This is a genomic window from Ectothiorhodospira variabilis (genome assembly GCF_022227625.1).
Classification (GTDB): Bacteria; Pseudomonadota; Gammaproteobacteria; order Ectothiorhodospirales; family Ectothiorhodospiraceae; genus Ectothiorhodospira; species Ectothiorhodospira haloalkaliphila.
This window is the reverse complement of the sequence record NZ_JAJNAO010000008.1, coordinates 19,470-39,350: the sequence shown is the minus strand read 5'-3', so window position 1 is coordinate 39,350 and position 19,881 is coordinate 19,470. Positions and strand designations below refer to the sequence as shown.

The window sequence follows — 19,881 nt, the reverse complement described above, 5'->3', positions numbered from 1 at the left end:
CCTTTTCCGGGAGAATCCCCCGTGGGAGCAGCCCCCGGTCGCGAAGCCCATGCCAGAAAGGACTTCAGTGGCAATCCCGGCACCACTCGCGGGCAGGCCCGCTCCCACAAAAAAACACTCCCCGGGAAAAGATGTCCGTCCCCTTCATCGGGAGTTCTTGAAAAGACGCGACAGCGCTGTTTCAACGTCCACCGACTGGGGCAATGCACAACTGAGGCGCAGGCAACGCCGGTAGCGACCGCTGGGGGAGAAGTACGGACCCGGGGCGATGCTCATGCCCGCTGCCAGGGCCTGCCGCTGCAGTTCCAGGCTATCGTGACCCTCGGGTAGCACTACCCAGATCACGAACCCACCCTGGGGGCGGGTCACCTGGGTGCCCCGTGGAAAGTGATGCAGCACCGCATCCGTCACCCGTCGCACCTGTCGTTGGTAGTAGCGCCGCGCACGCCCCAGATAACGCTCATAGCCTCCCCGTTCCAGATAGTCGGCCACGGCCAGGGTCTCCAAGGGTGCCGTGGCCTGGCTGGTGGCGTACTTGAGATAGGTGACCCGCTCGCGATACCGCCCCGGCGCCACCCATCCCACGCGCAACCCGGCCCCCAGCGTCTTGGAGAAACTACCGCAATAGAGCACGTTCCCCCGGGCGTCCCAGGCCTTGGCCGCCCAGGGGCGCGGCCCCTTGAAGCAAAGCTCCCCGTAGACATCATCCTCGATCAGCGGCACCTGATGCTCGGCAAGCAGGTTCACCAGCCTCTGCTTGCGCTCATCGGATGCCAGATGACCCAGGGGATTGCCGAAACTGGGCATCATCACGCAGGCGCGGATCGGCCAGGTATCCAACGCTCGCTCCAGGGCCTGCGGTGACATCCCCTCCACCGGATCCGTCGTGATCTCCAGGGCCCGCATCCCCAGCGACTCGATGGCCTGGAGGATGCCGTAGAACGTGGGCGACTCGATGGCCACCACATCCCCGGGGGAGCCCACCGCCCGTAGACTCAGGGTGAGCGCATCCTGACATCCCTGGGTGAGGACGATGTCATCGGGACCCACGGTACAGCCGGCGTATCCCATGCGCTGGGCGATCTGCGTGCGTAGTTCCAGATTGCCCGGTGGAAAGTCATAAGCACTGACGCCATCACGCCGGGTGCGACGCACACGGGCAAAACTGCGGTCCAGCGCGGCCACCGGCAGACATTCTGCAGGCGGCGCTGCAGCCCCCAGCGACAGGATGGACGGGTCGTTATGGGACTGGACCAACTCCAGCACCCGCTCCTGCCCCGTGACCAGGCTGGGCCCTTCCAACGCGTCGCAGGGTTCTTCCAGGAGAGGTACCGAATCCGACTGACCGCACACATAGAACCCGGATCGGGGACGCGCTTCCAGGATACCGCGCTGCTCCAGCACCTCGCAGGCCGTGACCATGGTGGCCATGCTGACGCCAAAATGCTGTCGCAGTTGCCTGAGCCCTGGCAGCCGATCGCCGGCCACATAGGTGCCCTGCTCGATCTGTTGCTCAAGCAGAGTCGCCACCTGCTGGTAGAGTTTTTCACCCATCATCGGTACAGCGTAACAAAACTGTACCGCTCATGATTCGCGCAAACTGCATCTGTATCGGTCTCTGTCATCCACCCACAATAGCGCTCCCATTTCACACCAAGCCAACAAGGAGCTCTCATATGACCGAGGCACTCAACGCGAACACCGGCACTCACTTTACGCAATACACACGCAGTTTCGCCGAATACTGGGACGATCTGGTGGGCTGGGAAGCACGCCTGGCCCGGGAAGGTGCCTTCTACAATCGTCACCTGCACGCCCACGGCGCCAAGCAGGTCATCGATATCGCCACCGGGACCGGTGTCAACGCGGTGTCCCTGGCCCAATACGGGTTTGAAGTCACGGCTGTGGATGGATCTGAAAACATGCTGACCAAGGCCCAGGAAAACGCCAGGCACTACGGCGTCAGCTTTGCCGATGCCAAGGCCATCGACTGGCTCTCATTGGACGAGACCCTGGGCACCGAGCAGTTCGATGCGGCCGTATGCCTGGGTAACTCCTTCACCCATTTGTTCGATCATGAAGATCGTCGAACTGCCCTCAGGGCCATCTTTCGCATCCTGCGCCCGGGCGGCATGCTGATCATCGACCAGCGCAACTACGATGCCATGCTCGACCAGGGATACAGCTCCAAACACGCCTTTTGCTACACCGGCAACAACGTGGACGTAGGACCGGTGGAACTGCACCGCAGCCTGGCCAAATTCAACTACGTCTTCCCCGATGGCGCCCGTTTCGAACTCAACATGTACCCCTTGCGCCAGGACTACCTCACCCACCTGCTGGAAGACGCTGGATTCGTCAACGTGGAACGCTACGGCGACATGCGCCGCCCCTACGACAGCAATGAAGTGGACTTTGTCCAGCAAATCGCCTTCCGTCCCTGATCACGTTTGGAGGGGTGAATTCACGCTTGCACGTCAGGCATGAATCCACCCTCTTTTTTTGTCTGCACCTGGCGCATGATGTGAACCTTCACTTCCCCATCCAGCGCCTTCACCCAGCGCTCCGGTATACCCTCCGGCCCGTAGAGCGCGCCGGCCACCATCCCGGCGATGGCGCCGGTGGTGTCGGCGTCCCCGCCCCGGTTGACCACATCCACCAGGCAGTCCTCGAAGGTGTCGGTGTCGAACAGGGCCTGGAACACGGCGCGCAGGGTGTGGACGATGAAGCCGCTGGGATTCTCTTCGCGGCGTTTGCGGAAGTGGAATTCCGGGTGCTGCTGGATGAGAGCCTTCACCGGCCCCTGCAGCAGATCCCGCTGATCGGCGCCCTGCAGGGCCATCTGCACCATGGCCACGATGCACTCGGTGCCAGCGTCGGACAAGGGGTGGTGATGGGTGATATGGGATTGCAGGCGGCAGGCGGCGTTCACCGTCTCGCGGGGCTGGCCCAGGGTGACCAGCGCAATGGGAAGCACGCGCATGCAGGCCCCATTGCCGGCGTCGTTGTCGTTCAGGGGGACCTGGGTCTCGCCGGTGCGGCGATAGTGGATGATGCCGCGGCGCACCGTGTGACCGATGTCCACGGGACGGGAGCGCATCCACTGGCTGAAGGCTTCGGCGATGGTGGGCGCGTGAATGTCGCCCGCCTGAATGATGGCGTCACCCAGTGCCAGGCTCATCTGGGTGTCGTCAGTGATGGCGCCGGGTTTGAGGTGAAGCCAGCCGCCGCCAGTGAGGTCTTTGTGGATGCCGTGCTGGGACTGGATCTCCCGGGGGGTCATGAATTCCACGGTGGCGCCGAGGGCGTCGCCGATGGCCAGAGCGAAGTAAACGGCTTGGGCTCGGTGGGGCGCTCCCCTCACCCCAACCTCTGTCCCTGGGGGGGAGAGGGGCTTTAGGAGGGATTTCAAGGAGAGACTCAAGAGACTTCGGCCATCAGGCTGTTGCTGCCCTCCTCCACCGGGGCCAGCTGGCCGGACTCCATCATCTCCCGGTAGACGGCCAGGATGGCATCCTCGATGGGCTCCATGGCGTGATTGGGGTTGGGAGTGATGCCGGCGGCTTCCAGGGTGGACCAGGGTTCGATGCCGATGCGGGAGCACAACAGCACTTCGCAGTCTTCCAGCGAGCGCAGCGTGCTTGCCATTACCTGCTCCCGGTCACCGCATTCATCAGGGCCGGAGCAGTAGAGATCGGCGCGCCGATGGCCTTCAAAACGCACGCCTTCGGGCGAGGCCCGGTAGACCAGGAATTCCCGGGCATGTCCGAAGTGCTGATTGATCACGCCACCGCCCTGGGTGGCCACGGCCATCAGCACCGGACGGGAAGCGGCCTTGCCGGTCGCCGATGCCACGGGTGCCCGAGCGGTGCTGGCCAGCCGCTTGGCCCCCATGGACTCGCGTATGGCCGCCTGCACCTGGTCGCGCCGTTCACGGGCGGCCGGGTAGTCCACCTCCAGCTCGTCGATGCGATCAGCGGTGAACTCGGCTCCCCGGTCCTCCCCCAACCGACCCACGGCGTCGGCGCGGCATTGTCTGCAATGGCGCATCATCTTCATGTCAGTTCCACAGGCATCGCGCAGGGCAGTCAGCTCGGCCTGGGTGGGGCCGCGCTGGCCATTGAGGCCGAAATAGGTGCCGTGTTCCGGCTCGGAGATCAGCGGCATGATGTTGTGCATGAAGGCCCCCTTGGCCTTCACCACCCGCGACACCTCCTTGAGATGCTCATCATTGATGCCGGGGATCATCACCGAGTTCACCTTCACCAACACGCCACGCTCCACCAGCATTTCCAGGCCCTTTTGCTGCTGCTGGATGAGCAGACGGGCCCCTTCCACGCCGAAGACCCGCTTCTTGTTCCAGATCACCCAGGGATGGATGCGGGCACCCACCTCGGGGTCGATGCTGTTGATGGTGATGGTGATGTGATCCACGCCCAGGGCCACCAACTCTTCCACATGCTCTGGCAGGGCCATGCCGTTGGTGGACAGACATAGCTTGATGTCGTCGGCCTGCTCGCGGATGCCCCGGAAGGTCTGGAAGGTGCGGGTGGGGTTGGCCAGGCCATCCCCGGGGCCGGCGATGCCCACCACGGTCATCTCGGGGATGCTGGCCGCCACGGCCAGGGCCTTTTTCACGGCCTGGTGGGGCTTGAGCACCTCAGAGACCACACCGGGGCGGGATTCGTTGGCGCAGTCATACTTGCGGTTGCAGTAATGACACTGGATGTTGCAGGCCGGCGCCACCGCCACATGCATGCGGGCGAAATGGTGATGGGCCTCTTCCGAGTAACAGGGGTGATCCTGAATCTTCTCGCGAATGGCCTGAGGCAGTTCCGGGGTGGGGTCGTTGGCGCTGCCGCAGCCGCTGGTTGAGCAGCCACCCTGCGGAGTGACGGCCTCCTTGATGACGGGAATGTCGCTGAGCTTTTTGATTTTCAGGTCCATCACGGTCCTCCCGTTGAGGGTGCCCGCCGGTCTCGCGGTGGGAAAGGTTGGTCTTGGGAGGAGTGATGCAAACGCCGTGCCTGAAATTAAATAAAGACAACCTCATGATTTTTATAGCTTTACCATCCCACTCTCAGGAACATGTTGCACATGTCACAGACATGGCTGTGGTGAAGGGCACAATCAGAACTGCCTGACCCTGATCTTGAGGGTCTGAATGCGGTAGGCGATCTGCCGGGGCGTCATGCCCAGCAGGCGGGCCGCCTTGGCCTGCACCCAACCGGCCCGCTCCAGGGCGGCGATCACCCGTTCGCGCTCATCCAGGTCGGGGTCGTCCAGGTCCACCTCCACCTCGGGCTCCGGCTTGCGACTCAAGGGGAGCTTGTCCTCCAGGCCAGTGAGGTTGATGGCATCCAGGTCGATGGTGCCGGTCTCGCTCATGATGGCGGCCCGCTCCAGGCAGTTTTCCAGCTCCCGCACATTACCGGGCCATTCGTGGCGCATGAGTGTGCGAATGGCACTGTCGGTGATGTCCAGGGGACGACCCTGGGCCTTGGCCAACTTATCCACCAGGAATCGGGCCAGATCCGGAATGTCTTCGCTGCGATTGCGCAAGGCGGGCACGAAGATGGGCATCACATTGAGCCGGTAGTACAGGTCCTCACGGAAATCCCCCCGTTCCACCTCTTCCTCCAGAGGCCGGTTGGTGGCGGCGATGACCCGCACGTCCACCTTGAGGGTGCGCGTGCCCCCTACCCGCTCGAACTCACCCTCCTGCAACACCCGCAACAGCTTGGCCTGAAAGGCCTGGGAGATCTCGCCGATCTCGTCCAGGAAAATGGTGCCACCATCCGCCTGCTCAAAACGCCCCTTGCGCTGGGACACAGCCCCGGTGAAGGCGCCCTTCTCATGCCCGAAGAGCTCGCTCTCCAGCAGATTGTCCGGCAGGGCTGCGCAGTTGAGCTTGACGAAATGACCGTTGGCCCGCGGTGAGTTGTAGTGGATGGCATTGGCGATGAGCTCCTTGCCCGTGCCGGTCTCGCCGCGCACCAGCACCGTGGTGTGCCACTTGGCCACCTGACGCACTTGCTCGAACACCCGGCGCATCTCCTTGGAATGCCCCACCACATTGTCCAGGTGATAGCCGCCGCGCACCTCGCGGCGCAGCCGGTCACGCTCATCGGTCAGCGCCTGGCGCTCCTGCTCCAGATCCCAGGCGCGGCGCACGGTCTGGGCCAGCAGGTTGGCCACCATCTCCAGGAAACGGGCGCGCTCTTCCAGCAGGCCGTCATCCCCGCAAATGGGCTGCGCGGCCAGCACGCCGATGGGGTTGTCTTCGCCCACCCGGATGGGCACGCCCACGAAAGGCAGATCCGGGGCGTACAGCCCCATGCGGTCCAGAAACCGGGGTTCATCGGCAATACGACCGACCATGACCGTGTCACCCTCCTTGAGGATGACCCCCATCAAGCCCTCGCCGGGACGGTAGCGCACCTTGTCCACCCTTTCCCGGGTGCCGGTATGGGCGGCCCCTACCATGAGTTCGCCCGTGCCCGGATCCAGCAGCGACACCATCCCGCAACGCATGTCCGAGGATTCGTGCAGCACATGCAGCACCCCGGAGAGGATGTCCTGTAATCCGGATGAACAACTGAGCACCTGGCTGACCTGATAAAGCGTGTCCAGATGCATTTCGATCACTTGGGCGCGCGAGCGCCGCGTCGTGCCGACTGCCGTAGGAGAGATCACCATGGATGTTCCTGGAGTGATGTCAGAGTTTGCGCTGTGAAGCGTTGGGGAACTGCAAGCGGATGCGGCAGCCTTCCAGGCAGGTGGGGTCCACCTCCACCAGGCCGGCGTGCTGGTTCACCACCTCCTGCACCATGGGCAGCCCCATTCCTGCTCCGCTGCCACCACGGCCCTTGGTGCTGACGAAGGGTTCGAACACCCGCAGCCGCATGGACTCGGGGATACCCGGCCCGGAGTCCTGGATGACCACCTGAACCGCATCATCCAGGGCCTGGGTGGCAATGCGGATCTCCCGGCGGCCGGTGCCGCTGTCATCCAGGGCGTCCAGGGCGTTGTCCACCAATTGCTTGAACATCCCCCGCAGGCGCCCTTCCCGACCCAGTACATTGGGCAACACTGGCGCCGGATCCCAGTCCACCACCACTCCGGAGGTGAGCAAGCGACGGGTGGACAGGCCCAGCACCTCCCGCAGCAGGGCATTGAGGTTCACCGGGATGATGGCCTCGTCCCGCTCCTCCGGGATGCAGTTCTCCAGGGTCTGAAGGGCACGACGGCCGGACGCCAGGGCTTCCTGCAAGACATTCAACAGGGGATCGGCGGTGCCTTCCCCCTGGCGCCGCTCCAGCAACTGGGTGGCGGCGGCGATCATGTTGACGGGACCCTGCATCTGGTAGACGGCGCCGGTCAGGGTCTCGCGCATGCTTTCCACCAGTTCGCTCTCGGCGGTGAGCGCCCTCAGGGCATTCATGCGCATCTCTTCCTGCTGGCGCTTGAGCTCGGTGACCTCCTTGGCCACGAGCATGAGATATTCCACCTTGCGGGGTTCGAAAAAGGCATCGGCGCTGCTGTCCCGCTCACGAATCCAGGTACCCGAGCAGGAGAACCAGCGGGGCGCATGACCCGCGCCCGGATCGAACTGCACCTCGTGATCCACAAAACCCTGGCCACTGCTGCGGGCCTTCTCAAAGGCCTCCCCCATGCTTTCGGAGAGGGCAGAGAGGAAGGCCTCGGCGGGTTCCTGGCCGCGCATGTCCCCCGCCAGCTTCTTGTACTCCTGGTTGTCCAGCACCACCTGGCCCGATTCGTCCAGCAGGGCGATGACCACCGGCTCGGCATCCACCACGGACTCGATCAGGGCCTTTTGATTGCGCACCTGTTCTTCCAGTTGATGCATTTCGGTCACATCCCGGTGCATGCCCAGGTAATGGGTGAGATGGCCCCGGGCATCCAGCACCGGAGCGATGCTCAGTTCCGCCAGGTAGCGCCGACCATCCTTGCGACGATTCACCAGCACCCCGGTCCAGGGCTTGAGTTGGCGCAAACGACCCCAGAGGGTCTCGTACACCAGACTGGGCGTGCGACGATCCGACAGCAGGGATTCATTCACACCCATGACTTCCGATGCCTCATAACCGGTCACCCGGGTGAAGGCCGGGTTGGCATAGAGGATGTTGGCCTTGGCATCGGTGATGGAGATGGCCACGGAGGATTGTTCCACCGCCTCGAAGAACAACCGTGCCGGCAACGCGCCCTCGCCGACGCGAATGGTGTGATCGTTGGCCGGTTGGAACGGGTGATGGGGTCGGGTCATGGCGAGGTCTCGTGGCGATGCAGCTGTGTGACTTTCACTAATGCAAAAGCCGGGCCATACATCACCCTGATACCGCCCTCCCACTCGGAATACTGCCCTCAGGCCCCATGGCTCCCGGTGGAGGCATTGTCGGTTACCTCACATCGAGGTGAACCGGCGGCTCTGCCTGTCGCGATCCTCACAGCACCCACTGCACCATCATGGTGCACGCCCGCCGCAAATCCCCATAAAGGGTGCGCCTAAAGAGTGCATCACCCCTTGGCACGCAAGATGCAAATACCCCCTCAATCCAAGCGAGGTGAACACCGTGACGGAGTTTATGCTGCTACTTTTGGGCACGGCCCTGGTGAACAACGTGGTGCTGGTGCAGTTCCTGGGGCTGTGCCCCTTCATGGGCGTGTCCAACAAGCTGGATACGGCCCTGAGCATGGGCCTGGCCACCACCTTCGTGCTCACCCTGGCCTCGGTGGCCGGCTGGCTGCTGGAGTACTTCGTGCTCGCGCCCCTTGATCTGGGCTTTCTGCGCATCCTCTCCTTCATCCTGGTGATCGCCGCCGTAGTGCAGTTCACCGAACTGGTCATCCGCAAGACCAGCGCGGCCCTGCATCGGGTGCTGGGGATCTTTCTGCCGCTGATCACCACCAATTGCGCCGTGCTCGGCGTGGCCCTGCTCAACATCCAGGAAGGTCATGGTTTTCTGCAAAGCGTGACCTTCGGGTTCGGTGCCGCCCTGGGTTTCACCCTGGTGATGGTCATCTTCGCCGGTCTTCGCGAGCGCCTGGCCGTGAACAATGTGCCGGCGGCCTTCGCTGGTGCCCCCATTGCCTTCATTGTCGCCGGGCTGTTGTCGCTGGGCTTCATGGGGTTTGCCGGCCTCGACTTCGCCTGACGCCCCCCGAACAGGAGATCACACCATGTACGCAGCCATCGTTGTCCTGACCGCCATGGGTCTGCTCCTGGGTTATTCCCTGGGCATGGCCGCCAAGTATCTGAAGGTGGAAAAAGACCCCTTGGTCGATGAGATCGAGGACATGCTGCCGGGCACCAACTGCGGCCAGTGCGGCCTGCCCGGTTGCTCCAGTGCCGCCCAGGCCCTGGCCGCCCATGAGGCCCCCGTGACCCTCTGCCCACCGGGCGGCAAGGCCCTGGCCCAGCAACTGGCGGACAAGCTCTCGGTGAGCGTGGATCTGTCGGGCATGGAGGAGGAGGCACCCGCCTTTGCGCGCATCAAGGAGGATCAGTGCAACGGTTGCACCCGCTGTTACAAGGTGTGCGCCACCGACGCCATCATGGGGGCCAACCGACAGATCCACACGGTGTTCACCGAGGCCTGCAACGGCTGTGGCAAATGCGTGGACGTGTGCCCCACCAATGGTCTGGTGCTGGTACCCGAAACCCCCACCCTGCGCACCTGGCGCTGGTCCAAACCCGAAGCCCGCTGAGGTGACCGCCATGCTCTCATTCCTCTTCAAGCGCCGGGCATTCCAGGGTGGCGTGCACCCGGAAGACCGCAAGCAGGCCACCAGTCACCTGCCCATTCAGACCCTGCCCTTGCCCGAGCGCCTGTATGTGCCAGTGCAGCAGCACATCGGGGCTGCCGCCCAGCCCCGGGTGCAGACGGGCCAAAAGGTGCTCAAGGGAGAGATGATCGCCGCCGGCAGCGGACCTGTTTCGGCGGCGGTGCATGCCCCCACCTCGGGCACGGTGGTGGCCGTGGAACCCCACCCGGCCCCACATCCCAGTGGCCTGCCGGTGCAGACCATCGTCATCGAACCCGACGGCGACGACTGCTGGATGGACGAACCCGAGCCCGAGCACGCCCTCAACCTGGAGCCGGAAGTGATCGCCCAGCGCGTCGCGGAGGCGGGTGTGGTGGGCATGGGCGGCGCCACCTTCCCGGCTGCCATCAAGCTCAACCTGGGCAGTCGCCACACCATCGACACCCTGGTGATCAACGGCTCCGAATGCGAACCCTACCTCACCTGCGACGACCGCCTGATGCGGGAACGCACCCAGGAGGTCATCGATGGCGTGCGCATCATGCGCCATGCCCTGGGCGCCCGGCATACCCTGATCGTGGTGGAGGACAACAAGCCCGAGGCCCTGGCCGCCCTCCAGGAACACCTCTACGAAATGGATCATCTGGAGGCCATTTCCGTGCCCACTCGCTACCCCATGGGCTCGGAAAAACACATGATCAAGGCGGTGACTGGCCGGGAGATCCCCGCCGGTAAACTGGGCGCCGACATCGGCGTGATCGTGCACAACGTGGGCACGGCCTACGCAGTACACCGCGCGGTGCGCATGCGCCGGCCACTGGTGAGCCGCATCGTCACCGTGGGCGGCGGTGCGGTGCAACGACCCGCGAACCTGCAGGTGCCTCTGGGTACCCGGGTGGAAGAACTTCTGGCCTATTGCGGTGGCACCCGTGAGACCCCGGCACGGCTGCTCATGGGCGGCCCGATGATGGGACAGATCATGCCCCATGCCCAGGTGCCCGTGGTGAAGGGCACCAACGGTGTGATCGCCCTCACCGCTGCCGAGATCAACATCGACGACCCCATGCCCTGCATCCGCTGCGGGCGCTGCGTGGCCGCCTGCCCCTGCGGCCTGATGCCCCTGGAGATGGCCTCACGCATCCGTAGCGAAGACATGGACGGCGCCGCAGCCTACGGGCTGATGGACTGTGTGGCCTGCGGCTCCTGCTCCTACGTGTGCCCCTCCCATATCCCTCTGGTGCAGTACTTCCAGCATGCCAAGGGCGTGCTGGGGGATCGGCGCGAGCAGCAGCGTCGCCAGGAGGAGTTGAAGGAACTGGCCCAGCAACGACGCGCCCGCCAGGAGGCCGAAGCCAAGGCCAAGGCCGAGGCGGCAGCCCGCAAGAAGGCAGAACGGGAGGCGGCCAAGAAGAAGCGCGCCCAGCAGGCCCAGGCCAAGGAGACCCCCGTGCCCGCCAACACCAACGACAAGGACAAGGCGGAGGCCTGACCCATGACCACCACGACCCCCGTCAGCGGACCCCACACCCACGCACCCGGCGGCGTAACCACCCAGATGGGCTGGGTCATCCTGGCCCTGCTGCCCGCCACGGCCTTTGGCGTGTATCTGTTTGGCTGGCCGGCCCTGAACCTTTTGCTGATCACCGTGCTGGCGGCCATCGCCTTCGAGGTGATCAGCCTGCGCATCGCCAAGCGCCCGGTCACGCCCTTTCTCATGGATGGCTCGGCCCTGCTCACCGGCCTACTGCTGGCCCTGACCCTGCCACCCTGGGCGCCCTGGTGGATCGCCGTGCTGGGGGCCGGCTTTGCCATTGTGGTGGGCAAGCACGTGTTCGGCGGCCTGGGGCAGAACCTGTTCAACCCGGCCATGCTGGCCCGGGTGGCCCTGCTGGTGTCCTTCCCCCTGGAGATGACCACCTGGGTGACGCCCCAGCCCATGTTCGCGGAAGGCTCACCCGGCTTCATCGAAGGGCTGGCCATCACCTTTGGTCTGGCAGCCATCCCCGACGCCATGACCGGGGCCACCGTGCTGGGGGAGACCCAGACCGGCTTCAGTCGTGATCTGGGCCTGTCCGAGACCCTGCCCGGCGTGTACGACCCCATGCAGCAGGCGCTGGGCTTCATCCCCGCCAGCATGGGCGAGGGTTCGGCCTTGCTGCTGCTGGCCGGTGGGTTGGTACTCATGGCCCGGCGCATCATCAGCTGGGAGATCCCGGTGGCCATGCTGGGCACCCTGGCGGGTCTGGCCACGATATTCATGCTCATCGACCCGGAGCGCTTCGCCGGTCCGGGCCTGCATCTGATTTCCGGCGGGGTGATGCTGGCAGCCTTTTTCATCGCCACCGACCCGGTCACCTCTCCCAGCACGATGCGCGGCCGCCTGATCTTCGGCGCCGGCTGCGGCCTGCTGATCTACGTGATCCGCACCTGGGGCGGTTATCCGGAGGGTATCGCCTTCGCCATCATCCTCATGAACGGCCTGGCCCCGCTGATTGACCATTATCTGCGGCCGCGCACCTATGGCCGCACCCGCGGTGGCAAGCCCCTGGAGCCGAAGGCCTCAGCCCCGGCCGCCCCCATCACGGAGAAACGCCCATGACCACCGTGGCCCAGCCCAGTTATCGTCAGCGCGTTGGCTACCACTCCGCCTTGCTGGGCGGCATCGCCCTGATGGCCAGCGCCGTGCTGGTGATCACCGACATGCAGACCCGGGACACCATCGCCGAGCGCCAGGCAGAGGATTTCCGCCAGACCCTGGAGCAGGTCATCCCCGCCTCGGTGCATGACAATCAGCCCCAGCAGGACACCTACCAGCTGCAAAGGGCCGACGGCTCCAGCCTTGAAATCTACCGGGCCCGGCAGGAGGGACGCGTTTCGGCGGTGGCCTTCCAGGTGACGGGGCGTGGTTATGCGGGCCCCATCGAGATCCTGATGGGGGTGGATGCGGAGGGTGAGGTCCTGGGTGTGCGGGTCCTGAGGCACAAGGAAACCCCGGGCCTGGGGGACAAGATCGAGGTGGCCCGGGACCCGTGGATTCTCTCGTTTGACGGCCTGAGCCTTGGCGACCCGCCTCGTGACGACTGGGCGGTGAAGAAGGACGGCGGCATCTTTGACCAGTTCACCGGCGCCACCATCACCCCTCGGGTGGTGGTGAACGCGGTACGCGATGGCCTGGAGTTGTTTGAGCAGCATCGCTCAACCCTGCTGCAGCGCGGTGATGAATCGGCTCCGTCGGCCCTCACCCCACCCCCTGCTCTGCTCTCACCAGAGGAGCCCACGTCATGACCCATCCGGCCAAACTGATACTGGACGACTACCGTCGCCTGTTCCGGGACGGCATCTGGGACAACAACGTGGTCATGGCCCAGATGCTCGCCCTGTGCCCCCTGCTGGCGGTCACCGGCACCGCCACCAACGGCCTGGGCATGGGCCTGGCCACCACCTTCGTCATGGTGGCCGCCGCCCTGCTCATCTCCATGTTCCGGGGCATCATCACCCCAGAGGTACGCATACCGGTATTCATCCTGCTCATCGCTGCCCTGGTCACCCTGGTGGACCTGGTGATGAACGCCTATCTCTACGAGATGCACAAGGCCCTTGGGCTCTTCATCCCTCTGATCGTCACCAACTGCGCCATTCTGGGCCGCGCCGAGTCCTTTGCCTCGCGCCAGCCGGTGCACCGCGCCGTGGTGGACGGCCTGGCCATGGGGGTGGGCTTCACGCTCATCCTGGTGGTGCTCGGCGCGGTGCGCGAGATCCCCGGCAGCGGCACCTTGTTCGCCGACGCCCGACTGCTCCTGGGGGATGGCTTTGCCTGGATGGAACTGACCCTGATTCCCGAATATCGCGGCTTTCTGCTGATGATCCTGCCCCCGGGCGCCTTCCTGGCCCTGGGCTTCATCCTGGCCGGCAAGCGGGTGTTGGATACCCGGCTGGCAAACCGGGCGGCGGCTGTGAAGATGGCGCAGGCTTGAACGAACGGTGCCCCATGGAGGCTGGGCACCCGCAGCCCCCCTCATCCCCGGCGCTTCTCCCCAGAGGGGGGGAGCAAAAGACATAGCCCCTCTCCCGCTTGCGGGAGAGGGGTTGGGGTGAGGGTCGTCTTTCAACACAACACAGGAGCACTCCCATGCGCGTCGGCGTAGCCTACAGCGACCCCAACGACCGGGCCTGGCTCAAGGTGGACCTCCCCGAGGGGGCCACCGTGCAACAGGCCATCGAGCAATCCGGCATCCTCAAACGGTTCCCGGACATCGACCTGGACACCCAGAAGGTGGGGATCTTCGGCAAGTTCTGCAAGCTGGACAATCCCGTCCAGGACGGCGACCGTGTGGAGATCTACCGCCCCATCACGGTCGTGGATGATGATGACGATGAGGATGATGACGACGACTGAGCGGCGCGACCTGTCACGGTGAACGAGCGAGGCCCCACCAACCATTTCGCAAGCATGGCTATTGCGTGCCGGACGTTGCCAGGTATGCAATCCGTTTCCCATAGAGCATCCTGTACGGGCGCTTCGCGAAGCGCCCGCAAGACGATGGGTACAGCCCCCGTTCAACCTGATGGCGGCTGATTGAGGTGGACCCCATCCTGGGCAACCCGCAGGGTCATCAAGGCTCTATGCTGTGTTAGCCTTTGCGGCCCCTGATCCCCGTGACCGATCCAAGCCATGCCCAAACCACGCAGTCGCCCCCCCCTGACCCTGGAGGTCATCAGAGAATACGCCGACCCAGGCGCCTTCCAGCGCGGAAAGAAATACTTTTACGAAGGCCACGTCATCTTCGTGGATGTCATTCGGGACGACCCGGACGATCTGCACTTCATCGCGGAAACCCTGGGTAGCGGCAGCCGGTTTTACCGCCAGACCGTGCGGATCAAGCCCGGTCAAGATCCCCGACACCTGCGGATATTCGGGGACTGCAACTGCCCGGTGAGGGTCCAGTGCAAACATGTGGTGGCGGCCTGCCTGGCCTACATGGATGGCGAGGCCCTCAATTCGGCGCCACATGCGAAACAGCCCTTTACGGACTGGCTGGAAGAGATGGCGCTAATGAGCCAGGAAGGGTTCAAGGAGCGTATCAGCGACGAATTCCTGGTCTATCAACTGGACAGGGTCGAGATCGGTGCGGACACCGAGTACGCGGTGACCTGCCGTGTGGCCAGGACCCGGAAGAACGGCACCGCGGCCCTGGGGCGCGAAATCGGCTTGCAGACGCTGATGAACCCCTACGGAATGCACCAGGAGTATCTGAACCCCACTGATCAGGACATCCTGAGCCAACTCTATATCAGCAACATGCATTTCCAGGCGCCGATCAAACTGCAGAATCTGGCGGGGGGTATCGCCATGGATCTCATGCTGCAGACGGGAAGGCTTTTCTGGGGACGGGATCGCGACCAACCCCTGCAGCCCGGCGAGCCCCGAACCGTCGCGTTGACGTGGCTTGAACAAGACGGGGATTTCCGGTTGGTCGCACAAACCGAGCCCAAGGGCGGCCTGCCCGTGGATCTGCGTCCACCCCGGTACGTGGACCCCGAAACCCACGAGGTGGGCGCTCTGGAGGTTCCGGAGGGGCTGAACGCACGCTGGCTCAGTTATGTGCCGGATGCGCCACTCGTCTCGCCCGAGGAACTGCAGGAGGTGAGCGAAACCCTGGCCATTCAATATCCCCAGTTGCCCAGACCCAAGGCGCTCAACGTGCGCACGATCAAGGACGTGGCCCCGGTACCCGAACTGACCGTTCACGTGGACAGGCTGAACCTGACCCACTCCATCCTGGATCTGAATTTCCTTTACGAGGGCCTCCCCCTGTCACCCCTGGCCCCGACCCCTGTCGTCACCGCCAAGGTGAGCGGTGGACTGGCCGAGATCCACCGGGATGTGATCACTGAAGCACAGTGCATCGAACGGCTCACCCAGGAGGGCCTGGTGCGAGACCCGGTCGTGCCGAGTCAGTTCGCATTGGAAAGCCTGGGCATCAGCCAGCAGGTCATCATGACCCGCTGGCTGGAATTGCTTAACCAGACCCTCCCCCGTCTTCAGGAAGAAGGCTGGCGCATCCATCACGAAGAAGGGGACATCCCGCGACTGGATGTGGCCGAGGACGTCCACGCCCAGGTGGACGAAGGCAACGGCTGGTTCGACCTGCACTTCGACCTGGAGGTGGACGGTCGCAAGGTGCCCCTGCTGCCCCTGGTGAGCGAACTCATCGGCAGTTATCAACCCGGGCGTCTGCCACCCACCCTGGCCCTGCCCATGCAGGATGGAAGTTACGTGCAGGTGACCCGCGAGCAGATCGAGCCCGTGCTGCAGGCCATTATCGACCTGTACGACCACCTGGCACCCGGGCAGCAGAGCCTGCGCCTGTCCCGCCTGGATGCGCCCCGGCTGCTGGAACTGGGAGATGCCAAGGTCCAGGGTGGCCAGGACCTGCAACACATGGCGCGCCGTCTCACCCAGTTCGAGGCCCTCACCCCGGTCGAGCCACCCCGGGATTTCCGGGGAGACCTGCGCGCTTATCAGCAGCAAGGCTTGAACTGGCTGCAGTTCCTGCGGGAATACCAGTTGGGCGGTGTGCTGGCCGATGACATGGGCCTGGGCAAGACCGTACAGACCCTGGCGCACCTGGCCATCGAGAAACAGGCCGGTCGCCTGGACCACCCGGCCCTGATCGTCGCGCCCACCAGTCTGATGAGCAACTGGCGCCGGGAGGCCGAACAGTTCACTCCGGATCTCAAGGTGCTCACCCTTCATGGGCCGGACCGCAAACGGTATTACGAGCAGTTACCCGGGATGGACCTGGCACTGACCACCTACCCCCTGCTTCCCCGCGACAGCGAGGAACTCCTGGCCCAGGATTTCAGCTTTCTGATCCTGGACGAGGCTCAGCAAATCAAGAATCCTCGTGCCCAGGCCTCCCAGGTGGTGCGTCGCATCAAGGCCACCCATCGCCTCTGTCTCACCGGCACGCCCATGGAGAACCACCTGGGGGAGCTATGGGCCCAGTTCGATTTCCTGATGCCGGGTTTTCTGGGCGGCCAGGAGCAGTTCTCCCGCACCTATCGCACCCCCATCGAGAAACACAACGATGGCGACAAGCTCCGGCGCCTTACCCGGCGCACCACCCCTTTCATGCTCCGGCGCACCAAAGACATCGTTGCCAAGGAACTGCCCGGCAAGACCGAACTACTGCGCAGCACCCCCATCAGCGGCAAGCAGGCCGCCCTGTACGAGAGCATCCGTCTGGCCATGGAAAAGAAGGTGCGCGACGCCATCGCCAAGCGCGGCCTGGCCCGCAGCCACATCACGGTGCTCGACGCCCTGCTCAAGCTGCGTCAGGTGTGCTGCGACCCGCGCCTGCTGCCCGCCAGCGCCCAGGCCGGCTCCGCGCCTTCGGCCAAGTTGCAGATGCTCATGGAGATGCTGCCGGAGCTATTGGACGAAGGCCGCCGCGTGCTGCTGTTCTCCCAGTTCACCACCATGCTGGGATTGATCGAGCAGGAATTGAAAAAGTCCCATATCGGCTATTCCAAGCTCACCGGGCAGACCCGCAAGCGCGAGGAGGCGCTGGATATCTTCCGCAACGGTCACGCCAACCTCATGCTGATCAGTCTCAAGGCCGGCGGCGTGGGCCTGAACCTCACCGAGGCCGACACGGTGATCCACTACGACCCCTGGTGGAATCCAGCAGTGGAATCCCAAGCCACGGACCGTGCCCACCGCATCGGCCAGGACAAACCGGTATTCGTGTACAAGCTGATCACGGAAAACACCGTGGAAGAGAAGATTCTGGCCATGCAGGCCCGCAAGCAGAAGCTGGCAGACAATGTCTATGGGGATGAGAAACGGGATGCGGATGAGCCCCCGATCGACGCGGACATGATCCATGCCCTGTTTGCACCCGAACCGGGGTAGAAGGCTAGAACAACTCGATATCGTCATCCCTGGATGATGGCTCGGAGTGCTTGAGGGCCTCTTCGATACTGGCACCGGCCAGCATGGCGTCAAACATGGCCCGATCCGCCTCGTTGGTGTACTTGGCACGGATGGCGCTTTGCAGCCCACTCCATTCATAGGGGTTGTACAGCCGCCTGGAGTCGGACACCAGTTCTGCCAGCCCCTCAAGGCTGTTACCGATGTGAGTGAGGCGCTGGGAGAGTCGGTCGTAAAACTGGAACGCCACGATGGCGTCGGACATGCTGGACTCCACGGCGCTGCAGTTCTCCAGGATACTTTGTTTCTCCTGGCTATCTTCCAGGCCATCGGCGGCCGCGTGAATCACCTGGGTCTTTCCCACCATATGGGTGAACGACGCAGTCAGGGTTTCGACGGAGTCGTTACCATCGCGCATGGTCCGCTCGATCTGCGCCACCGCCAGTTGCAGCATCATCACGGTCTCGCGGACCTGGCTCCAGTCCAGATCCGGCCGCGCAGCGGTGGACGGTGTCTCGGGAAGGTCGGGCATGTGGCTCCTCGCCAGGGTTTGCGTGGTTTTCCGGCAGTATTGCCCCCACGCTGCAAACGGTCAACACGCGGAAATCAAGGAACCACCCGAAAATTTCTCCCCTCCTGGGCTTGACGCGGGGGGCCAGGATGACCATAATGCGCGCTTCCAATTCAGCGCGCCCGTAGCTCAGCTGGATAGAGTACCTGGCTACGAACCAGGTGGTCGGAGGTTCGAATCCTTCCGGGCGCGCCATATAAATCAAAGGCTTAGCATCGACGAGGTGCTAGGCCTTTTTTGTTTTTGGCCGAAATTCAAGAATTACCCCCCACTTCCCCCCCACGCTTGTCAAAGCTGGAGATCAAGTCTTTTGCCACCCGCGACGAGCAGACGGCGCACAGATCGGCATCGTGTTTCAGACTGCAACCCCCTTCGATACGCCCCGCCTGATGACCAGGCATCCAAATTCCGCAGGCGCCGCCCATCCCACGATTCTCCCGTGTCCGATGCGTCGCCAGGGTCCGTGACCCCCTTCTGTCCCGGCCTGGCAAGCGCTACGATGACCAGGATTGGAATCCAGGAGAGCCCGCCATGAAGATTGCAGTGTTTGGTGGTACCCGCGGTGTGGGTGCCCAGGTGGTAGAACAGGCAGTCAAGCGTGGCCATTCCTGCCGGGTGCTGGCGCGCAATCCAGAGTCTGTACCGGATCTGCCCGAGGTGGTGGCCATCAAGGGGGATGTACTGGACCCGGACGCTGTGTCACGCGTGCTCGAGGGCTGCGAGGCCGTGGTGATCAGCCTCGGGCCCACCCGAAAGAGTCCGCCCACCGTCTGTAGCGAAGGCACCCGACTGATCATTGAGGCCATGCAACGCCACGGTATCCAGCGGGTGGTGGCGGTCAGTTCCATGGGCGTGGGAGAAAGCGCTCAGCAGGTCCCCTTGTTCTTCAAGATCGTCAGCGCCATCTTCCTGCGCGGCGTGATGAAGGACAAGGAGGCGCAGGAAAAAATACTCAAGGAGAGCCCCCTGGACTGGACCATCGTGCGCCCCGGTGGACTGTTCGATGGCCCGCCCACGGGGAATTATCAGGCCGGTGTGGATGTCGATACCATAGCAGCCCGGATTTCACGGGCCGATGTGGCCTCTTTCGTACTCATTCAGCTGGACGATGAGACGTATCTGCGGCAGGCCCCGCACGTGACCTGAACCCTCACCCGACGGGAACCGGCAATCATTCATCCATGGCAGGAAACACCTCCTTGAATACACCAATGATTCTCACTGCGGGTGGCGCGTCCGTCCTCTGCATCGGGATCGGCCTGATCAGCGCCAAGCTGCACGCCGATCTCGAAAGCCATGAGCGCGGGGACATACCCCTGAGTGACGAGGAACGCAAGCAGTCGCCACTGTGGAGCGTGCGCCGGTTCCCGGAAGACCGACTCGAACGCCTGGTGTACCGCATGCCGGGAGTGGAAGTGGCCATGCTGGCACTGGCCTTCTTCCTCTGGTGGGCTGCCCATGGGCCCATCGCGGCATTCATTGCCTCCTTCGCGGTCATCGTCATCCGGCCCACCCTGGCCAACGCGTTAGGGCTGAGGCATTCCGGTCAGGGGGAACTTTAGAACCCCTTGGCGCCTGCCACAAACCG

The 19,881-nt window shown here is 63.9% G+C and carries 17 protein-coding genes and 1 tRNA gene; 12 read left to right on the top strand and 6 right to left on the bottom strand.

Going from position 1 to position 19,881, the window contains the following annotated elements; translation table 11 throughout:
* Positions 1–144: 144 nt before the first annotated feature.
* Entirely contained in the window at positions 145–1,557 is a 1,413-nt protein-coding gene (locus LPW30_RS09670) for an aminotransferase-like domain-containing protein (protein ID WP_338018731.1), read from the bottom strand.
* Between the two features lie 119 nt (positions 1,558–1,676).
* Here LPW30_RS09670 and LPW30_RS09665 point away from each other — a divergent pair, with 119 nt between their 5' ends.
* The gene (locus LPW30_RS09665; protein WP_239680738.1) at positions 1,677–2,444 is read left to right on the top strand and encodes a class I SAM-dependent methyltransferase; all 768 of its coding nucleotides are present in this window, start codon (positions 1,677–1,679) and stop codon (positions 2,442–2,444) included.
* Between the two features lie 20 nt (positions 2,445–2,464).
* Here LPW30_RS09665 and draG read toward each other — a convergent pair whose 3' ends face one another.
* The 4 genes from draG to nifL form a co-directional block, all read right to left on the bottom strand.
* Positions 2,465–3,364 (bottom strand): ADP-ribosyl-[dinitrogen reductase] hydrolase, encoded by a 900-nt coding sequence (gene draG / locus LPW30_RS09660; protein ID WP_239680737.1) that lies wholly within the window; start codon positions 3,362–3,364, stop codon positions 2,465–2,467.
* 56 nt (positions 3,365–3,420) lie between these two features.
* On the bottom strand, positions 3,421–4,947 hold the full coding sequence (nifB, locus tag LPW30_RS09655) for a nitrogenase cofactor biosynthesis protein NifB (RefSeq protein ID WP_239680736.1): 1,527 nt from the start codon (positions 4,945–4,947) through the stop codon (positions 3,421–3,423).
* 183 nt (positions 4,948–5,130) lie between these two features.
* Positions 5,131–6,699, bottom strand: a complete 1,569-nt coding sequence (gene nifA / locus LPW30_RS09650; protein ID WP_239680735.1) for a nif-specific transcriptional activator NifA — start codon at positions 6,697–6,699, stop codon at positions 5,131–5,133.
* A gap of 19 nt (positions 6,700–6,718) precedes the next feature.
* Entirely contained in the window at positions 6,719–8,287 is a 1,569-nt protein-coding gene (gene nifL / locus LPW30_RS09645) for a nitrogen fixation negative regulator NifL (protein WP_239680734.1), read from the bottom strand.
* A 319-nt stretch (positions 8,288–8,606) separates the two neighbouring features.
* Here nifL and rsxA point away from each other — a divergent pair, with 319 nt between their 5' ends.
* From rsxA to LPW30_RS09605, 8 genes are all read left to right on the top strand, one after another.
* Positions 8,607–9,176: an electron transport complex subunit RsxA gene (gene rsxA, locus LPW30_RS09640; protein WP_274520677.1), complete on the top strand. Its 570-nt coding sequence runs from the start codon at positions 8,607–8,609 to the stop codon at positions 9,174–9,176.
* A 25-nt stretch (positions 9,177–9,201) separates the two neighbouring features.
* A complete protein-coding gene (locus LPW30_RS09635; RefSeq protein WP_239680733.1) occupies positions 9,202–9,729 on the top strand; it encodes an RnfABCDGE type electron transport complex subunit B in 528 nt (175 codons plus the stop codon).
* Positions 9,730–9,739: 10 nt separating this feature from the next.
* The gene (gene rsxC, locus LPW30_RS09630; RefSeq protein WP_239680732.1) at positions 9,740–11,275 is read left to right on the top strand and encodes an electron transport complex subunit RsxC; all 1,536 of its coding nucleotides are present in this window, start codon (positions 9,740–9,742) and stop codon (positions 11,273–11,275) included.
* Between the two features lie 3 nt (positions 11,276–11,278).
* Entirely contained in the window at positions 11,279–12,385 is a 1,107-nt protein-coding gene (locus LPW30_RS09625) for an RnfABCDGE type electron transport complex subunit D (protein ID WP_239680731.1), read from the top strand.
* A complete protein-coding gene (gene rsxG / locus LPW30_RS09620) occupies positions 12,382–13,071 on the top strand; it encodes an electron transport complex subunit RsxG (protein ID WP_239680730.1) in 690 nt (229 codons plus the stop codon). Before LPW30_RS09625 ends, rsxG begins: the two co-directional genes overlap by 4 nt.
* Positions 13,068–13,760 carry an electron transport complex subunit E gene (locus LPW30_RS09615; protein ID WP_239680729.1) on the top strand — a complete coding sequence of 231 codons (693 nt, stop codon included), beginning with the start codon at positions 13,068–13,070 and terminating at the stop codon, positions 13,758–13,760. Before rsxG ends, LPW30_RS09615 begins: the two co-directional genes overlap by 4 nt.
* A gap of 155 nt (positions 13,761–13,915) precedes the next feature.
* Positions 13,916–14,182 carry an RnfH family protein gene (locus LPW30_RS09610; RefSeq protein WP_239680728.1) on the top strand — a complete coding sequence of 89 codons (267 nt, stop codon included), beginning with the start codon at positions 13,916–13,918 and terminating at the stop codon, positions 14,180–14,182.
* 276 nt (positions 14,183–14,458) lie between these two features.
* A complete protein-coding gene (locus LPW30_RS09605; RefSeq protein WP_239680727.1) occupies positions 14,459–17,704 on the top strand; it encodes a DEAD/DEAH box helicase in 3,246 nt (1,081 codons plus the stop codon).
* 4 nt (positions 17,705–17,708) lie between these two features.
* Here the strand turns inward: LPW30_RS09605 and LPW30_RS09600 are convergent, their stop codons facing one another.
* Positions 17,709–18,254 (bottom strand): hypothetical protein, encoded by a 546-nt coding sequence (locus tag LPW30_RS09600; RefSeq protein WP_239680726.1) that lies wholly within the window; start codon positions 18,252–18,254, stop codon positions 17,709–17,711.
* 157 nt (positions 18,255–18,411) lie between these two features.
* Between LPW30_RS09600 and LPW30_RS09595 the strand changes: the two genes are divergently transcribed.
* The 3 genes from LPW30_RS09595 (at position 18,412) to LPW30_RS09585 (ending at position 19,855) form a co-directional block, all read left to right on the top strand.
* Positions 18,412–18,488: transfer RNA gene (locus LPW30_RS09595), tRNA-Arg, on the top strand.
* A 336-nt stretch (positions 18,489–18,824) separates the two neighbouring features.
* On the top strand, positions 18,825–19,439 hold the full coding sequence (locus LPW30_RS09590) for an NAD(P)-dependent oxidoreductase (RefSeq protein ID WP_025282281.1): 615 nt from the start codon (positions 18,825–18,827) through the stop codon (positions 19,437–19,439).
* A gap of 53 nt (positions 19,440–19,492) precedes the next feature.
* Positions 19,493–19,855, top strand: coding sequence for a hypothetical protein (locus LPW30_RS09585; RefSeq protein ID WP_239680725.1), 363 nt, complete (start codon positions 19,493–19,495; stop codon positions 19,853–19,855).
* Positions 19,856–19,881: the final 26 nt, after the last annotated feature.